The 14,385-nt window shown below is 68.6% G+C and carries 14 protein-coding genes and 1 pseudogene; 3 read left to right on the top strand and 12 right to left on the bottom strand.

The annotated features are described in order from the left end of the window. The first annotated feature begins 63 nt into the window (after positions 1-63). The 3 genes and pseudogenes from ACIOWN_RS30525 to ACIOWN_RS30515 all read left to right on the top strand — a co-directional run bounded on the left by ACIOWN_RS30525 (position 64) and on the right by ACIOWN_RS30515 (position 2,835). Complete coding sequence (locus tag ACIOWN_RS30525; protein ID WP_362355270.1) at positions 64-636, top strand: cob(I)yrinic acid a,c-diamide adenosyltransferase; 573 nt, start codon at positions 64-66, stop codon at positions 634-636. A 37-nt stretch (positions 637-673) separates the two neighbouring features. Then, positions 674-873, top strand: a pseudogene (locus ACIOWN_RS30520) (DNA-binding response regulator); the annotation flags it as partial. A 132-nt stretch (positions 874-1,005) separates the two neighbouring features. Continuing rightward, a complete protein-coding gene (locus ACIOWN_RS30515) occupies positions 1,006-2,835 on the top strand; it encodes a glycoside hydrolase family 18 chitinase (RefSeq protein ID WP_362355267.1) in 1,830 nt (609 codons plus the stop codon). Positions 2,836-2,900: 65 nt separating this feature from the next. On the opposite strand, the gene ACIOWN_RS30510 is transcribed toward ACIOWN_RS30515, so the two are convergent. From ACIOWN_RS30510 to glyA, 12 genes are all read right to left on the bottom strand, one after another. Beyond that, positions 2,901-3,347: a DUF2550 domain-containing protein gene (locus ACIOWN_RS30510; protein WP_100568036.1), complete on the bottom strand. Its 447-nt coding sequence runs from the start codon at positions 3,345-3,347 to the stop codon at positions 2,901-2,903. A gap of 130 nt (positions 3,348-3,477) precedes the next feature. Further along, on the bottom strand, positions 3,478-3,852 hold the full coding sequence (locus tag ACIOWN_RS30505; RefSeq protein ID WP_100568037.1) for a F0F1 ATP synthase subunit epsilon: 375 nt from the start codon (positions 3,850-3,852) through the stop codon (positions 3,478-3,480). Between the two features lie 111 nt (positions 3,853-3,963). After that, positions 3,964-5,400 carry a F0F1 ATP synthase subunit beta gene (gene atpD, locus ACIOWN_RS30500; protein ID WP_362355263.1) on the bottom strand — a complete coding sequence of 479 codons (1,437 nt, stop codon included), beginning with the start codon at positions 5,398-5,400 and terminating at the stop codon, positions 3,964-3,966. After that, positions 5,400-6,317 (bottom strand): F0F1 ATP synthase subunit gamma, encoded by a 918-nt coding sequence (locus ACIOWN_RS30495; protein ID WP_362355261.1) that lies wholly within the window; start codon positions 6,315-6,317, stop codon positions 5,400-5,402. Before ACIOWN_RS30495 ends, atpD begins: the two co-directional genes overlap by 1 nt. Before the next feature lie 21 nt (positions 6,318-6,338). After that, positions 6,339-7,931, bottom strand: coding sequence for a F0F1 ATP synthase subunit alpha (atpA, locus tag ACIOWN_RS30490; RefSeq protein WP_362355258.1), 1,593 nt, complete (start codon positions 7,929-7,931; stop codon positions 6,339-6,341). Positions 7,932-8,072: 141 nt separating this feature from the next. Then, positions 8,073-8,888: a F0F1 ATP synthase subunit delta gene (locus ACIOWN_RS30485; protein ID WP_362355405.1), complete on the bottom strand. Its 816-nt coding sequence runs from the start codon at positions 8,886-8,888 to the stop codon at positions 8,073-8,075. Between the two features lie 2 nt (positions 8,889-8,890). Next, on the bottom strand, positions 8,891-9,442 hold the full coding sequence (locus tag ACIOWN_RS30480) for a F0F1 ATP synthase subunit B (protein WP_326804138.1): 552 nt from the start codon (positions 9,440-9,442) through the stop codon (positions 8,891-8,893). Between the two features lie 42 nt (positions 9,443-9,484). Continuing rightward, positions 9,485-9,718, bottom strand: a complete 234-nt coding sequence (atpE, locus tag ACIOWN_RS30475; protein WP_100568043.1) for an ATP synthase F0 subunit C — start codon at positions 9,716-9,718, stop codon at positions 9,485-9,487. Positions 9,719-9,792: 74 nt separating this feature from the next. Further along, entirely contained in the window at positions 9,793-10,614 is an 822-nt protein-coding gene (gene atpB, locus ACIOWN_RS30470) for a F0F1 ATP synthase subunit A (protein WP_398146514.1), read from the bottom strand. Between the two features lie 225 nt (positions 10,615-10,839). Further along, a complete protein-coding gene (locus ACIOWN_RS30465) occupies positions 10,840-11,286 on the bottom strand; it encodes a hypothetical protein (RefSeq protein WP_401983927.1) in 447 nt (148 codons plus the stop codon). A 303-nt stretch (positions 11,287-11,589) separates the two neighbouring features. Then, positions 11,590-12,990, bottom strand: a complete 1,401-nt coding sequence (locus tag ACIOWN_RS30460) for an MraY family glycosyltransferase (protein ID WP_362355249.1) — start codon at positions 12,988-12,990, stop codon at positions 11,590-11,592. 139 nt (positions 12,991-13,129) lie between these two features. Continuing rightward, positions 13,130-14,368 carry a serine hydroxymethyltransferase gene (glyA, locus tag ACIOWN_RS30455; protein ID WP_362355246.1) on the bottom strand — a complete coding sequence of 413 codons (1,239 nt, stop codon included), beginning with the start codon at positions 14,366-14,368 and terminating at the stop codon, positions 13,130-13,132. Positions 14,369-14,385 lie beyond the last annotated feature (17 nt).

Genomic DNA, 14,385 nt, shown 5'->3' with positions numbered 1-14,385 from the left:
CGGGTTGGCGCCACCGCGAAAACGGCGCTCCGCGTCCGTCGCGGGAGCGTCTAGATTGGCCTCATGGTCAACCTGACGCGCATCTACACCCGGACCGGGGACAAGGGCACCACCGCCCTCGGCGACATGAGCAGGGTCGCCAAGACCGACCTGCGGATCTCCGCGTACGCCGACGCCAACGAGGCGAACGCGGCGATCGGCGCCGCGATCGCGCTGGGCGGGCTCGCCGAGGACATCGTCGAGGTCCTCACCCGGGTGCAGAACGACCTGTTCGACGTGGGCGCGGACCTGTGCACGCCGGTGGCGGAGAACCCGGAGTTCCCGCCGCTGCGGGTCGAGCAGTTCTACGTCGACCGGCTGGAGGAGGACTGCGACCGCTTCAACGCCGAACTCGGCAAGCTCCGCTCCTTCATCCTCCCCGGCGGGACGCCCGGCGCGGCCCTGCTCCACCAGGCGTGCACGGTCGTCCGCCGCGCCGAGCGCTCGACCTGGGCCGCCCTGGAGGAGCACGGCGAGACGATGAACCCGCTCACCGCGACCTATCTCAACCGGCTGTCGGACCTGCTGTTCATCCTGGCGCGCACGGCCAACAAGGCCTCCGGTGACGTGCTGTGGGTGCCGGGCGGCGAACGCTGAGCGCTCCTTCGCGCCGACGCACCCCTCACCCGCCCACCGTCCGGCGCTGTCGTGCCTGGGTGAGGGGATGTCCAACGCCGGGACCGTCCTCCGCCTCGACCGCTCGAGGGCACGGTGAAGACCCACGTCAGCCACCTGCTGTGCAGGCTTGAGCTGCGCAGCCGGGTCCAAGCGGCAGTGTGGGAACAGGAGTTGGGGATCCGAGTGCCGACGGGGCAACTGGTCCAGACCTATTGACCCGTGGTCCAGACCTTTCTATTCTCGCGGCACCGGTGGCGTGATGGCTCAGTCACGCCTCCGACCACAACCCCCACCGCCGAAGGGGTGGCCGTAGCGCCCCGCAGGCGACCTCACAAGAGGAGGCGCGGTATGCGCTTCAGACACAGAGCCGCGGCCGGGTTCGCGACCCTGCTGCTCCCGCTGGCCGGCCTTGTCGGCCTCGCGGGCTCCGCCCAGGCCGCGACATCGGCCACCGCCACCTACGCCAAGACCCAGGACTGGGGCACCGGCTTCGAGGGCAAGTGGACGGTGACCAACTCCGGTTCCGCCGCCATCAGTTCGTGGACCATCGAGTGGGACTTCCCCTCCGGAACCTCCGTCACCTCCGCCTGGGACGCGGACGTGACCAGCTCCGGCACCCACTGGACCGCGAAGAACAAGTCCTACAACGGCACCCTCGCCCCGGGCGCCTCCGTCTCCTTCGGCTTCAACGGCGCCGGTGCCGGCTCCCCGAGCAACTGCAAGCTCAACGGCGGCAGTTGTGACGGCGGCAGCACCGTACCCGGCGACAACCCGCCCTCCGCCCCGGGCACCCCGACCGCCTCGAACATCACCGACACCTCGGTGAAGCTCACCTGGGGCGCGGCCACCGACGACAAGGGCGTCAAGAACTACGACGTGCTGCGCGACGGCAGGACGGTCGCCACCGTGACGACGACCTCGTACACGGACACCGGACTGACCGCCGGCACCGACTACTCCTACAGCGTCCAGGCCCGCGACACCGCCGGCCAGACCGGCCCGGTCAGCGGCTCGGTCGCGGTGCGCACCACCGGCGGCGGTGGCGGCACCACTCCCCCGCCCGGCAACAAGGTCCGGCTCGGCTACTTCACCGAGTGGGGCATCTACGGCCGCAACTACAACGTCAAGAACATCGTGACGTCCGGCTCGGCGTCGAAGATCACGCACATCAACTACGCCTTCGGCAACGTCACCGGCGGCAAGTGCACGATCGGCGACTCCTACGCCGACTACGACAAGGCGTTCACCGCCGCCGAATCGGTCAGTGGCGTCGCCGACACCTGGGACCAGCCGCTGCGCGGCAACTTCAACCAGCTGCGCCAGCTCAAGGCCAAGTACCCGAACATCAAGGTGCTGTGGTCCTTCGGCGGCTGGACCTGGTCCGGCGGCTTCGCGGACGCGGCCAAGAACCCCACGGCCTTCGCGCAGTCCTGCTACGACCTGGTGAAGGACTCCCGCTGGGCCGATGTGTTCGACGGCATCGACATCGACTGGGAGTACCCGAACGCCTGCGGTCTGACCTGTGACACCAGCGGGTCCGCTGCCATCAAGAACGTGGCGGCCGCACTGCGCGCCAAGTTCGGCAACAGCGCCCTGGTCACGGCGGCCGTCTCCGCCGACGGCACCTCCGGCGGCAAGGTCGACGCCGCCGACTACGGCGGCGCGGCGCAGTACCTCGACTGGTACAACGTCATGACGTACGACTTCTTCGGCGCCTGGGACGCGAAGGGCCCCACCGCCCCGCACTCCCCGCTCACCTCGTACAACGGCATCCCGCAGGCCGGCTTCACCACCGCCGACGCGATGGCCAAGTACAGGTCCAAGGGCGTGCCGGCGAGCAAGCTCCTCATCGGCATCGGCCTGTACGGCCGAGGCTGGACCGGCGTCACCCAGGACGCCCCGGGCGGCACGGCCACGGGCCCGGCGACCGGCACGTACGAGCAGGGCATCGAGGACTACAAGGTGCTCAAGACGTCCTGCCCGGCCACCGGCACCATCGCCGGCACGGCCTACGCGAAGTGCGGCAGCAACTGGTGGTCCTACGACACCCCGGCCACCATCGGCACGAAGATGTCCTGGGCCAAGCAGCAGGGCCTCGGTGGTGCCTTCTTCTGGGAGTTCAGCGGTGACACCGGCAACGGCGAGCTGGTGAACGCCATCAACAGCGGTCTGTCGTAAGGGCCCACGGGTCCCTGGACCAGCGAAGCGCCCCCGGACCAGATCCGGGGGCGCTCTGCGCCGTCCTACGCCACATTCACCCTCTGTCCGGGCGGTGCCGCCTCCAGCCAGGCCAGGAAGCCCGTCAGCGCGTCCTCGCTCATCGCGAGCTCAAGGCGCGTACCGCGGTGCAGGCAGGTGAGGACGACCGCGTCGGAGAGCAGGGCGAGTTCCTCCTCGCCCTCGGGCAGACGGCGGCCGGCCACCTCGATGGACGCCCGCTCCAAGGTGCGGCGCGGGCGGGGCGCGTAGGAGAAGACACGGAACCACTCGACGCGGTCGCCGTTGTAGCGGGCGACACCGTAGCTCCAGCCCTTGCCGCTGGTGTCTGCCTTCTCCGGTACGTCCCAGCGCAGGCTGCAGTCGAAAGTGCCGCCCGAACGCTGGATGAGCCTGCGGCGCAGGCCGAAGACGAACAGTCCCATCACCACGAGCAAGACCACCAGCCCGCACACAGTCAGAGCGAGGACCATCGACACCGACCTCCTCGTCTCCTAGGTAATGGAACGGAAAAAACACCCACATTCACCTCAGCCGCGGCCGGTACCGGATTGCTCCGGTACCGGCCGCGGCTGAGTGACGTCATCACACGGCGGGCTGGGTTCAGCTCGCCGTCGCCGCGCGCAGTCGGACCTCCGCGCGGCGCTCGGCATGAGCGTCGCCCTCCGCCTTCGCGCGTTCGAGCTCCCGCTCGGTGCGCTGGACGTCGATCTCGTCCGAGAGTTCGGCGATCTCCGCCAGCAGCGACAGCTTGTTGTCCGCGAACGAGATGAAACCGCCGTGCACAGCGGCGATGACGGTCGCACCTTCACTCGTACGGATGGTCACCGGGCCCGACTCCAGCACACCGAGCAGCGGCTGGTGACCGGGCATGACGCCGATGTCGCCGGACGTGGTGCGCGCGACGACCAGGGTGGCCTCGCCGGACCAGACCTGGCGGTCGGCGGCGACCAGCTCGACATGCAGCTCAGCAGCCAAGAGTGGCTCCTCGGGTCACCACCCGGCAGGGCTGCCGGGTGTTGGGGTCAATTCTAAGGGGCGTGGGAGAGGGGGCGGGACCGCACCCGCCCCCTCGGGTGAGCTCGATGCTCAGGAGACGCCCAGCTCCTTCGCGTTCTTCTTCAGGTCCTCGATACCACCGCACATGAAGAACGCCTGCTCGGGGAAGTGGTCGTACTCGCCGTCGCAGATCGCGTTGAACGCCGCGATCGACTCGTCCAGCGGCACGTCCGAGCCGTCCACACCGGTGAACTGCTTGGCGACGTGGGTGTTCTGGGACAGGAAGCGCTCCACGCGACGGGCACGGTGGACGACGAGCTTGTCCTCCTCGCCGAGCTCGTCGATACCGAGGATCGCGATGATGTCCTGCAGGTCCTTGTACTTCTGCAGGATGTTCTTCACGCGCATGGCCGCGTTGTAGTGGTCCGCCGCGATGTAGCGGGGATCCAGGATCCGGGACGTCGAGTCCAGCGGGTCCACGGCCGGGTAGATGCCCTTCTCCGAGATCGGACGGGACAGAACCGTCGTCGCGTCGAGGTGGGCGAAGGTGGTGGCCGGGGCCGGGTCGGTCAGGTCGTCCGCGGGGACGTAGATCGCCTGCATCGAGGTGATCGAGTGACCGCGGGTCGAGGTGATGCGCTCCTGGAGGAGACCCATCTCGTCGGCCAGGTTCGGCTGGTAACCCACCGCGGACGGCATACGGCCGAGCAGCGTGGAGACCTCGGAACCGGCCTGCGTGAAGCGGAAGATGTTGTCGATGAAGAACAGCACGTCCTGCTTCTGGACGTCGCGGAAGTACTCGGCCATGGTCAGGCCGGCCAGCGCGACGCGCAGACGGGTGCCCGGGGGCTCGTCCATCTGACCGAAGACGAGCGCGGTCTTGTCGATGACGCCCGACTCGCTCATCTCGTCGATGAGGTCGTTGCCCTCACGGGTGCGCTCGCCGACACCGGCGAACACGGAGACACCGTCGTGGTTGTTGGCGACGCGGTAGATCATCTCCTGGATGAGCACCGTCTTGCCGACGCCGGCGCCGCCGAACAGACCGATCTTGCCGCCCTTGACGTACGGGGTCAGCAGGTCGATGACCTTGACGCCGGTCTCGAACATCTCGGTCTTCGACTCGAGCTCGTCGAAGTTCGGCGCCTTGCGGTGGATCGGCCAGCGCTCGCCGTCGTACTCGGCGTCGACGTTCAGCACCTCACCGAGGGTGTTGAACACCTTGCCCTTGGTGAAGTCGCCGACCGGGACGGAGATCGCCGAGCCGGTGTCCGTCACCGGGGACTGGCGGACCAGGCCGTCGGTGGGCTGCATGGAGATCGTACGGACGATGCCGTCACCGAGGTGCTGGGCGACCTCGAGCGTCAGCGTCTTCTTCTCGCCCTCGTTCGCCGGGTCGGCGACCTCGACGTGAAGGGCGTTGTTAATTTCCGGCATCGCGTCGACGGGGAACTCCACGTCGACGACCGGGCCGATGACCCGCGCGACGCGGCCCGCCGCCGTGGCCGTCTCAACAGTGGTGGTCATTACTTGTCACTCCCCGCGGTCGCGTCGGCCAGGGCGCTCGCGCCACCGACGATCTCGCTGATTTCCTGGGTGATTTCGGCCTGGCGGGCCGCGTTGGCAAGCCGGGAGAGCGTGTTGATCAGCTCGCCCGCGTTGTCGGTGGCCGACTTCATCGCGCGCCGGGTGGCGGCGTGCTTCGAAGCGGCCGACTGGAGCAGCGCGTTGTAGATACGGCTCTCCACATAGCGCGGCAGCAGCGCGTCGAGGACGTCCTCGGCCGAGGGCTCGAAGTCGTACAGCGGAAGGATCTCGTCCTTCGCCGCTGCCTGCTCCGACACCTCTTCGAGGCGCAGCGGCAGGAGCCGGGCGTCGATCGCCGTCTGCGTCATCATCGAGACGAACTCCGTGTAGACGATGTGGAGTTCGTCCACGCCGCCGTCCTCGGTGTTCTGCTGGATGGCCTCGATCAGCGGGGCCGCCACCGTCTTGGCGTCCGCGTACGACGGCTCGTCGGTGAAGCCGGTCCACGACTCCGCGATCTTGCGCTCACGGAAGTTGTAGTGGGCCACACCCCGCCGGCCGACGATGTAGGCGTCGACCTGCTTGCCCTCGCCCTCGAGGCGCACGGTCAGCTGCTCCGCCGCCTTGATGGCGTTGGAGTTGAAGGCGCCGGCCAGGCCGCGGTCGCTCGTCAGGAGCAGCACCGCGGCGCGGGTCGGGTTGTCCGCCTCCGTGGTCAGCGGGTGCTTGGTGTTGGACCCGGTTCCGACCGCCGTGACCGCGCGGGTCAGTTCCTGCGCGTACGGCGTGGAGGCCGACACCTTGCGCATCGCCTTGACGACGCGCGAGGCGGCGATCATCTCCATCGCCTTGGTGATCTTCTTGGTCGCGGTGACGGATCGGATGCGACGCTTGTAGACCCGGAGCTGGGCTCCCATGAGTCAGGTCCCTTCCTTACGTCACTTGGCGGCAGCGGCCGGGGTGTCCTCGCCGAGCAGCTTTCCGTCGCCCGTCTCGAACTGCTTCTTGAACTCGGCGATCGCCTCGGCGGCGGCCTGGAGCGTGTCGTCGGACATCTTGCCGCCCTCCTTGATGGAGGTCATGAGGCCCTGCTCCTTGCGGTGCAGGTACTCCAGGAGCTCCTTCTCGAAGCGGCGGATGTCGGCGACCGGCACGTCGTCCATCTTGCCGGTGGTACCGGCCCACACGGAGACGACCTGGTCCTCGGTGGCCATCGGCTGGTACTGGTCCTGCTTCAGCAGCTCGACCATGCGCTGACCGCGCTCCAGCTGGGCCTTCGAGGCCGCGTCCAGGTCGGAACCGAAGGCGGCGAACGCCTCCAGCTCACGGAACTGGGCCAGGTCCACGCGCAGACGGCCGGAGACCTGCTTCATCGCCTTGTGCTGCGCGGAACCACCGACTCGGGAGACGGAGATACCGACGTTCAGCGCGGGGCGCTGACCGGCGTTGAACAGGTCCGACTCCAGGAAGCACTGGCCGTCGGTGATGGAGATGACGTTGGTCGGGATGAACGCCGAGACGTCGTTGGCCTTGGTCTCGACGATCGGCAGACCGGTCATCGAGCCCTTGCCCATGTCGTCGGACAGCTTCGCGCAGCGCTCCAGCAGACGGGAGTGCAGGTAGAAGACGTCGCCCGGGTAGGCCTCACGGCCCGGCGGACGGCGCAGCAGCAGCGACACGGCACGGTAGGCGTCGGCCTGCTTCGACAGGTCGTCGAAGATGATCAGGACGTGCTTGCCCTGGTACATCCAGTGCTGGCCGATGGCGGAACCGGTGTAGGGCGCCAGGTACTTGAAGCCGGCCGGGTCGGACGCCGGGGCGGCCACGATGGTCGTGTACTCCAGCGCGCCGTTCTCCTCCAGCGAGCGCCGGACCGACGCGATGGTGGAGCCCTTCTGGCCGATGGCGACGTAGATGCAGCGGACCTGCTTGTTCGGGTCGCCGGTGCGCCAGTTGTCGCGCTGGTTGATGATCGTGTCGACGGCCAGCGCGGTCTTGCCGGTCTGACGGTCACCGATGATCAGCTGACGCTGGCCGCGGCCGATCGGGGTCATGGCGTCGACGGCCTTGTAGCCCGTCTCCATCGGCTCGTGCACCGACTTGCGCTGCATGACCGTGGGGGCCTGCAGTTCGAGGGCGCGGCGGCCCTCGGTCTCGATCTCGCCGAGGCCGTCGATCGGGTTGCCGAGCGGGTCCACCACGCGGCCGAGGTAGCCCTCGCCCACGGCGACGGACAGGACCTCACCGGTGCGCTGCACCGGCTGGCCCTCCTCGATACCGCTGAACTCACCGAGGACGATGGCACCGATCTCGCGCTCCTCGAGGTTGAGGGCGAGGCCGAGGGTGCCGTCCTCGAACTTCAGCAGTTCGTTGGCCATGGCCGAGGGAAGGCCCTCGACCTTCGCGATGCCGTCGCCGGCAAGGGTGACCGTACCGACCTCCTCGCGCGAGGCCGCGTCCGGCTTGTACGACTGGACGAAGTTCTCCAGCGCGTCCCGGATCTCCTCCGGCCGGATCGTGAGCTCCGCCATCTGGGTTCCCTGCTCTCCTTGTTGGGCCCGAAGTTTCACTTGGGGGGTATTCCACGAGTCGGGGACTCCCCCCAATAAGAGGTGAATCCTCTGCACGGCCCAACCAGGGCCGTCGTGTACGTCTTGCGTGTTGAGTTGCTGCTAGCTCGCCATGCGGCGGGCGGCGTCCTCGAGCCGGTCCGCGAGGGAGCCGTTGATGACCTCGTCGCCGACCTGCACCCGCATCCCGCCGAGGACGTCGGGGTCCACGTCGAGGTTGAGGTGCATCTGGCGGCCGTAGAGCTTGGCGAGGGCCGCGCCGAGGCGCTGCTTCTGCGTGTCGCTCAGCGGGACCGCCGAGGTGACGACGGCGACCATGCGGTTGCGGCGTTCGGCGGCGAGCTTGGTCAGGGACTCCAGTCCCGCTTCCAGGCTACGTCCCCGCGGCGCGGTCACAAGGCGCGTCACCAGACGCTCGGTGGTCGGGGCCGTGCGGCCGCCGAGCAGCCGGCGCAGCAGTTCCTTCTTGGCCGAGGCGGCCGCGGCGCGGTCGGTCAGGGCCGCGCGCAGCCCGGTGCTCGAGGAGACGATCCGGCCGAAGCGGAACAGTTCGTCCTCGACGTCGTCGAGCGTGCCGTTCTGCTGTGCCGCCGTGAGGTCGGCGACGTCCGCCAGCTCCTCCAGCGTGTCGACCAGGTCGCGGGGCTGCGACCAGCGGGAACGCACCATGCCGGACACCAGGTCGGTGGCCGTGCCGCCGATCTGCCCGCCGAGCAGGCGCTGCACCAGCGTGGCCTTGGCCTCGCCGGACTGCGCCGGGTCGGTCAGGACCCGACGCAGACCGACCTCGCGGTGGAGCAGCGCGGTGACGGCCGCCAGTTCGTCGGCGAGCCGGCCGGCGTCCACGGAGGTGGAGTCCGTCAGCGCGTCCAGACGCTCCCGTGCGGCGGTCAGCGCCTCACGGCTGGCTCCGTGCATGGTCATCGAGTCGCCTCGGCCTTCGAAGCGGCTTCATCGAGGCCGTCGAGGAAGCGGTCGATCACACGGCTCTGCCGGGCGTGGTCCTCGAGGGACTCGCCGACGAGCTTGCCGGCCAGCTCGGTGGCCAGCGTGCCGACGTCCTGCCGGAGCGCGGACGCGGCGGCCTTGCGGTCGGCCTCGATCTGGGCGTGGCCGGCGGCGACGATCTCCTCGCGCTGACGCTGGCCCTCGGCCCGCATCTCGGCGATGAGCGTGGCGCCCTGCTCCTGTGCCTCCTGGCGCAGGCGCGCGGCCTCGTGGCGGGCCTCGGCGAGCTGAGCCTTGTACTGCTCAAGGACGCTCTGGGCCTCGGTCTGCGCGGCCTCGGCCTTCTCGATACCGCCCTCGATGGCCTCGCGGCGCTCCTCCAGAACCTTGTTGATGTTCGGGAGGAGCTTCTTCGCGAGGAAACCGAAGACGATGACGAAGGCGATCAGGCCGATGACAAGCTCGGGGATCGGCGGGACGAGCGGGTTCTCCGTCTCGGCCGCGACCGTGAGCAGCGGGCTCATGTTTCTGCCTTTCGTCTGGTCGGCTGGAAGTGAATCAGCTGATTACTTGATGCCGTAGACGAACGGCATGACCAGACCGATCAGCGCCAGCGCCTCACAGAAGGCGAAGCCGAGGATCTGGTTGGCGCGGATCAGGCCGGCGGCCTCGGGCTGACGGGCCAGCGCCTGGGTGCCGTTACCGAAGATGATGCCGACGCCGACGCCGGGGCCAATGGCAGCGAGGCCGTAACCGATGGAGCCGATCGAGCCGGTAACAGCGGCAAGGGTCTGGGACATGCCAGTTCTTCCTTTTCTTTACGGACCGGTGGGGGTTGGCCACCGGACGATCAAGGGGTTCCTGCGCGGGTCGCTCAGTGGTGCTCGGCGAGCGCGCCCTGGATGTAGGTGCACGTCAGGAGGACGAAGACGTACGCCTGCAGTGCCTGGATGAAGAGCTCGAAGGCCGTCATCACGAGCGTCATGACGAAGCTGACACCGGCGTAGGCGATACCGATGCCGTTGAGCAGGTACCAGCTCGCGATCGTGAAGAGCAGCAGCAGCGTGTGGCCCGCGAACATGTTGGCGAAGAGTCGCACCGCGTGGGTGAACGGCCGCACCAGCAGGTTCGAGAAGAACTCGATGAGCATGGCCAGCGGCAGCACCGGGCCCAGCGACTTGTCGTAGCCCGTGACGTTCTTGAAGAAGCCCACGAATCCGTGACGCTTGAAGGTCAGCGAGATCCACAGCACGTAGACGATCAGGGCCAGGATCGCCGGGTACGCGATGATCGCGGTGACCGGGAACTGGGCGACCGGGACGATCGACCAGAGGTTCATCATCCAGATGAAGAAGAACAGGGAGACGACGAGCGGGACGTACTTCTCGCCTTCCTTCTTGCCGATCGTCTCGTAGACGACCCCGCGTCGGATGAAGTCGTAGCCCGCCTCGGCGACCATCTGGAGCTTGCCCGGCACGACCTGGGGCCTGCGGAAGGCGGCCCAGAAGAATCCGACGACGATGATGGAGCCGAGCAGCGCCAGCAGCATCGTCTTGTTGAAGTACAGGTTGCTGTCCGCGTTGCCCCAGAGGGGCTCGAACAGGAACGAGTGCAGGCCCGGAGCGGGGAAGCCACAGCCGGCGAAGATGTGGCAGTCGGTCTCGAAGGCGAGCACCTGCGTCGGGTCAGCACTCACCGCGGGCTCCTTCAGCGTGGCGCATAGGTACGGCAACCTCGTTGTGTCGGCGCGGCGTGCGGCCGCGGTTCGGCACGGGACTGGTGTTACGGATGTGGGGGCGGCAGTGGGGCATCTCGCCTCGCGATCGAACAGGCGTCAGCTCGGATGCCCGCGCCCGCGATGCCGCAGTTGGCACCGGACGATAGCAGGATCTCTCGTGCGTCCTTATCCCGGCCCTACCGCTCACGACGAGCGCTCCGTCTTGTGGGACTTCTCGTCGGCCGTGGACGGAGCCGAGTCGGGCTCGACGTAAAGAATCTTGGACTTCATATGGGCCCGCGTCTGCGCCGCGATCCATGCCAGTGTGACAGCGAGCAGCGTGAAGGCGAAGGCCCGGGGGTTGAACAGCGTCGTGTGCTTGAACACTGCCAGGAAGACGAACAGCAGGAGGATCTGCGTCGCGTAGAGCATCAGGCCCATCGCCTGAAAAAGGTGCGGAAGCGACCTGGCGGTGCGCTGCAGGACGTAGAGGCCGATCCCCATGAAGAGGATCGCGATCACGGTCGCGACGACCGCGCCGATCGCTCCCTTGCCGCCGGCGACCACACCGCTGATGACGGCGGCAACCGCACCGACGGCGGCTGTGGGCACAGCGGCCTCGGCCAGGATCCGGGCGTCATTGGACGGCATCGCGGCAACTCCGCATTCACAGGGGGCAGGGCGTCGTCATGGGACGAGCGTAGTCCCGGCGCCGAGGGGGAAAACCTCGGCCCCACCAGGACCTTCGCACTGTGGCCCTTCGGCTGTCCGGGATACTCGTGAACGGTATCACAAACTATTTGATGAGGTCTTTACCTCAAAGGTGTGCTGACCCTCACAGGTGAGAGTACAGCTGCACTTCTGTGCAAAATCCAGCCCTGTTCGCCCGACATTGCGGGGATTTGACGCCCCACGAGTTGGCAACGCTTTAGTCAGATTCTTACCTTGGCGCCGTCAGCGCGACGTTCCGGCTTTCCGCCCGTCCAGGGCGCGCGAACGGGCTCCCACGGCGGTCGCTCCGTTGACACCACCGGCCGCGCCGGCACGGACTCCCACGCCCGCCACCACGGGCGTCTTCTCCTGCGCCGGGCTCTCCTCGGACGCGCAGGGCGCGGCGGCCTCGGAGTCCGCGGACGACGCGGACGTCGCCGTCGCGGGCGTGGAGGCGTCCGGGAGGGCGGCCGCGCGGCGGCGCCGGTAGCGCGGCGGCACGAACCGCTCGGCCCAGCGCGGGGCGCGCGGAGTGAAGCGCGGCAGCAGGAGCAGCACAAGGCCGATGAAGCTGAGCACCACGATGCCCAGCACGATCCACATGGAGGCCGACTTGACCGAGTAGGTGAGCGCGCCGAAGCCGATCAGGGCCGCCCAGAAGTACATGATCAGCACGGCCCGGCTGTGCGAGTGGCCGATCTCCAGCAGGCGGTGGTGCAGATGACCGCGGTCGGCGGCGAACGGCGACTTGCCGTTCCAGGTGCGCCGCACGATGGCCAGGATCAGGTCGGCGGCCGGGATGGCGATGATCGTCAGCGGCATCAGCAGCGGGATGTAGACCGGCACCATCTGGTGCACCGCGTTGCGCTCGGAGCCGGAGAACAGCTTCATCACGTCCGGGTCGACCTGCCCGGTCACCGAGATCGCGCCGGCCGCCAGCACCAGGCCGATGAGCATGGACCCCGAGTCGCCCATGAAGATCCGCGCGGGGTGCATGTTGTGCGGCAGGAAGCCCAGGCACATGCCCATGAGGACGGCCGCGAAGAGGGTCGCGGGGGCGGCGGCCTCGATGCCGTACGAGTACCAGATCCGGTAGGCGTACATGAAGAACGCGGCGGCCGCGATGCACACCATGCCGGAGGCCAGGCCGTCGAGGCCGTCGACGAAGTTGACCGCGTTGATGGTGATGACGACCAGGGCCACCGTGAGCAGGGTGCCCTGCCACTGGGTGAGCGCGACCGTCCCGACGCCGGGCACGGGCAGCCACAGGATCGTCAGGCCCTGCATCACCATGACGCCGGCCGCGATCATCTGGCCGCCCAGCTTGATCAGGGCGTCGATCTCGAACTTGTCGTCCAGGACGCCGATCAGCCAGATCAGGGCGGCGCCGGAGAGCAGCGCGCGCGGCTCGTTCGACTTCTCGAAGACGTCGTTGAGGTTGGTGAGGTGGTCGGCGACGAGCAGGCCCGCGCACAGGCCGAAGAACATGGCGATACCGCCGAGCCGGGGAGTGGGCTCCCGGTGCACGTCACGTGCCCGGATCTCCGGCATCGCCCCCGCAACGATCGCGAACTTGCGTACCGGCCCTGTCAGCAGATACGTCACCGCGGCCGTGATGCAGAGCGTCAGCAGGTATTCACGCACAGGCTTCCCCACAGGTCTCGCTGGCCTTCTCAGCCCCACACCCTAGCGACGCAGGCATATGTATGGGGACTTCCGGGTAGCGACGATGGTTGCACGTGTGGCTGTGTACGGTTTTGTACGGCCGTTCGGCTACCCCGTCTCAGCCGGGATACGGCGGAAACCGGCCTGTGAGTTCGCGCACGTCCTGACGTGCGCTCGCCCCGTCGGCCTCGCCGCGCAGCACCTTGCCGAACAGGACGGCTATCCACTCCATCTCCTGCTGGCCCATGCCCTGGGTGGTCACCGCGGCGGTGCCCAGGCGCAGCCCGCGTCCGTCGGCGTGCGGCAGCGCGCAGCAGTCGAGGACGATACCGGCGGCGGCCAGCCGTCCGCGGGCGGCGCGGCCCTCGATGCCGAGCGGCGCCGGATCCACGGTGATCAGGTGGGTGTCCGTGCCGCCGGTGGTGACGATCAGGCCTTCCGCGGCCAGCCGGGCGGCGAGCACCCGCGCGTTGGCGACGACCTGGTGGGCGTAGGCGGCGAAGGCCGGGGTCGCGGCCTCGCCGAACGCGACGGCCTTGGCGGCGATGGTGTGCATCTGGGCGCCGCCCTGGGTGAACGGGAACACGGCACGGTCGACGCGCTCGGCCAGCTCGCTCCCGCACAGGATCATCCCGCCGCGCGGTCCGCGCAGCACCTTGTGGGTGGTGGCGCACACCACGTCGGCGTACGGCACGGGGCTGGGCGCCGCCCTGCCGGCGACGAGTCCGATGGGGTGGGCCGCGTCGGCGATCAGATAGGCGCCGACCTCGTCGGCGACCGCGCGGAAGAAGGCGTAGTCGATGTGGCGCGGGTAGGCGATGGAACCGCACACGATCGCCTTGGGCCGGTGCGTGTGGGCGAGCGTGCGCACCTGCTGGTGGTCGATGAGCCCGGTCTCGGCGTCGACACCGTAGCCGACGAAGTCGAACCACCGGCCGGAGAAGTTCGCGGGCGAGCCGTGCGTGAGGTGCCCGCCGTAGGGCAGGCCGAGGGCGAGCACGGTGTCGCCTGGCCGCAGCAGCGCGGCGTAGGCGGCGAGCACCGCGGACGAGCCCGAATGGGCCTGCACGTTGGCGTGTTCGGCGCCGAAGAGAGCCTTGGCCCGCGCCACGGCGAGGCGTTCGGCGGCGTCCACGAACTCGCAGCCGCCGTGGTGCCGGGCGCCCGGATAGCCCTCGGCGTACTTGTTCGCCAGCACCGAGCCGAGCGTGGCCAGCACCGCGGGCGAGGTGAAGTTCTCCGCCGCGGTCAGCTGGAGCGTCGTCGACTGCCGGTCCAGCTCCCCCAGCAGCACGTCGGCCAGCTCGGGGTCCTGCCGGCGCAGGAGATCGGCCTCGAGAACGGGGATGACCGACATGTGGCGCTCCGGACGGT

Origin of the sequence: Streptomyces sp. NPDC087787 (assembly GCF_044743035.1) — a bacterium.
Lineage (GTDB): Bacteria > Actinomycetota > Actinomycetes > Streptomycetales > Streptomycetaceae > Streptomyces.
The sequence above is the reverse complement of the archived record's forward strand: the minus strand, read 5'-3'. Positions and strand labels throughout refer to the sequence as shown.

Coding starts and splice junctions, on each gene's coding strand:
- ACIOWN_RS30525 (WP_362355270.1), top strand. CDS start 64: ATGGTCAACCTGACGCGCATCTACACCCGGACCGGGGACAAGGGCACC.
- ACIOWN_RS30515 (WP_362355267.1), top strand. CDS start 1,006: ATGCGCTTCAGACACAGAGCCGCGGCCGGGTTCGCGACCCTGCTGCTC.
- ACIOWN_RS30510 (WP_100568036.1), bottom strand. CDS start 3,347: ATGGTCCTCGCTCTGACTGTGTGCGGGCTGGTGGTCTTGCTCGTGGTG.
- atpD (WP_362355263.1), bottom strand. CDS start 5,400: ATGACCACCACTGTTGAGACGGCCACGGCGGCGGGCCGCGTCGCGCGG.
- ACIOWN_RS30495 (WP_362355261.1), bottom strand. CDS start 6,317: ATGGGAGCCCAGCTCCGGGTCTACAAGCGTCGCATCCGATCCGTCACC.
- atpA (WP_362355258.1), bottom strand. CDS start 7,931: ATGGCGGAGCTCACGATCCGGCCGGAGGAGATCCGGGACGCGCTGGAG.
- ACIOWN_RS30485 (WP_362355405.1), bottom strand. CDS start 8,888: ATGCACGGAGCCAGCCGTGAGGCGCTGACCGCCGCACGGGAGCGTCTG.
- ACIOWN_RS30480 (WP_326804138.1), bottom strand. CDS start 9,442: ATGAGCCCGCTGCTCACGGTCGCGGCCGAGACGGAGAACCCGCTCGTC.
- atpE (WP_100568043.1), bottom strand. CDS start 9,718: ATGTCCCAGACCCTTGCCGCTGTTACCGGCTCGATCGGCTCCATCGGT.
- ACIOWN_RS30465 (WP_401983927.1), bottom strand. CDS start 11,286: ATGCCGTCCAATGACGCCCGGATCCTGGCCGAGGCCGCTGTGCCCACA.
- glyA (WP_362355246.1), bottom strand. CDS start 14,368: ATGTCGGTCATCCCCGTTCTCGAGGCCGATCTCCTGCGCCGGCAGGAC.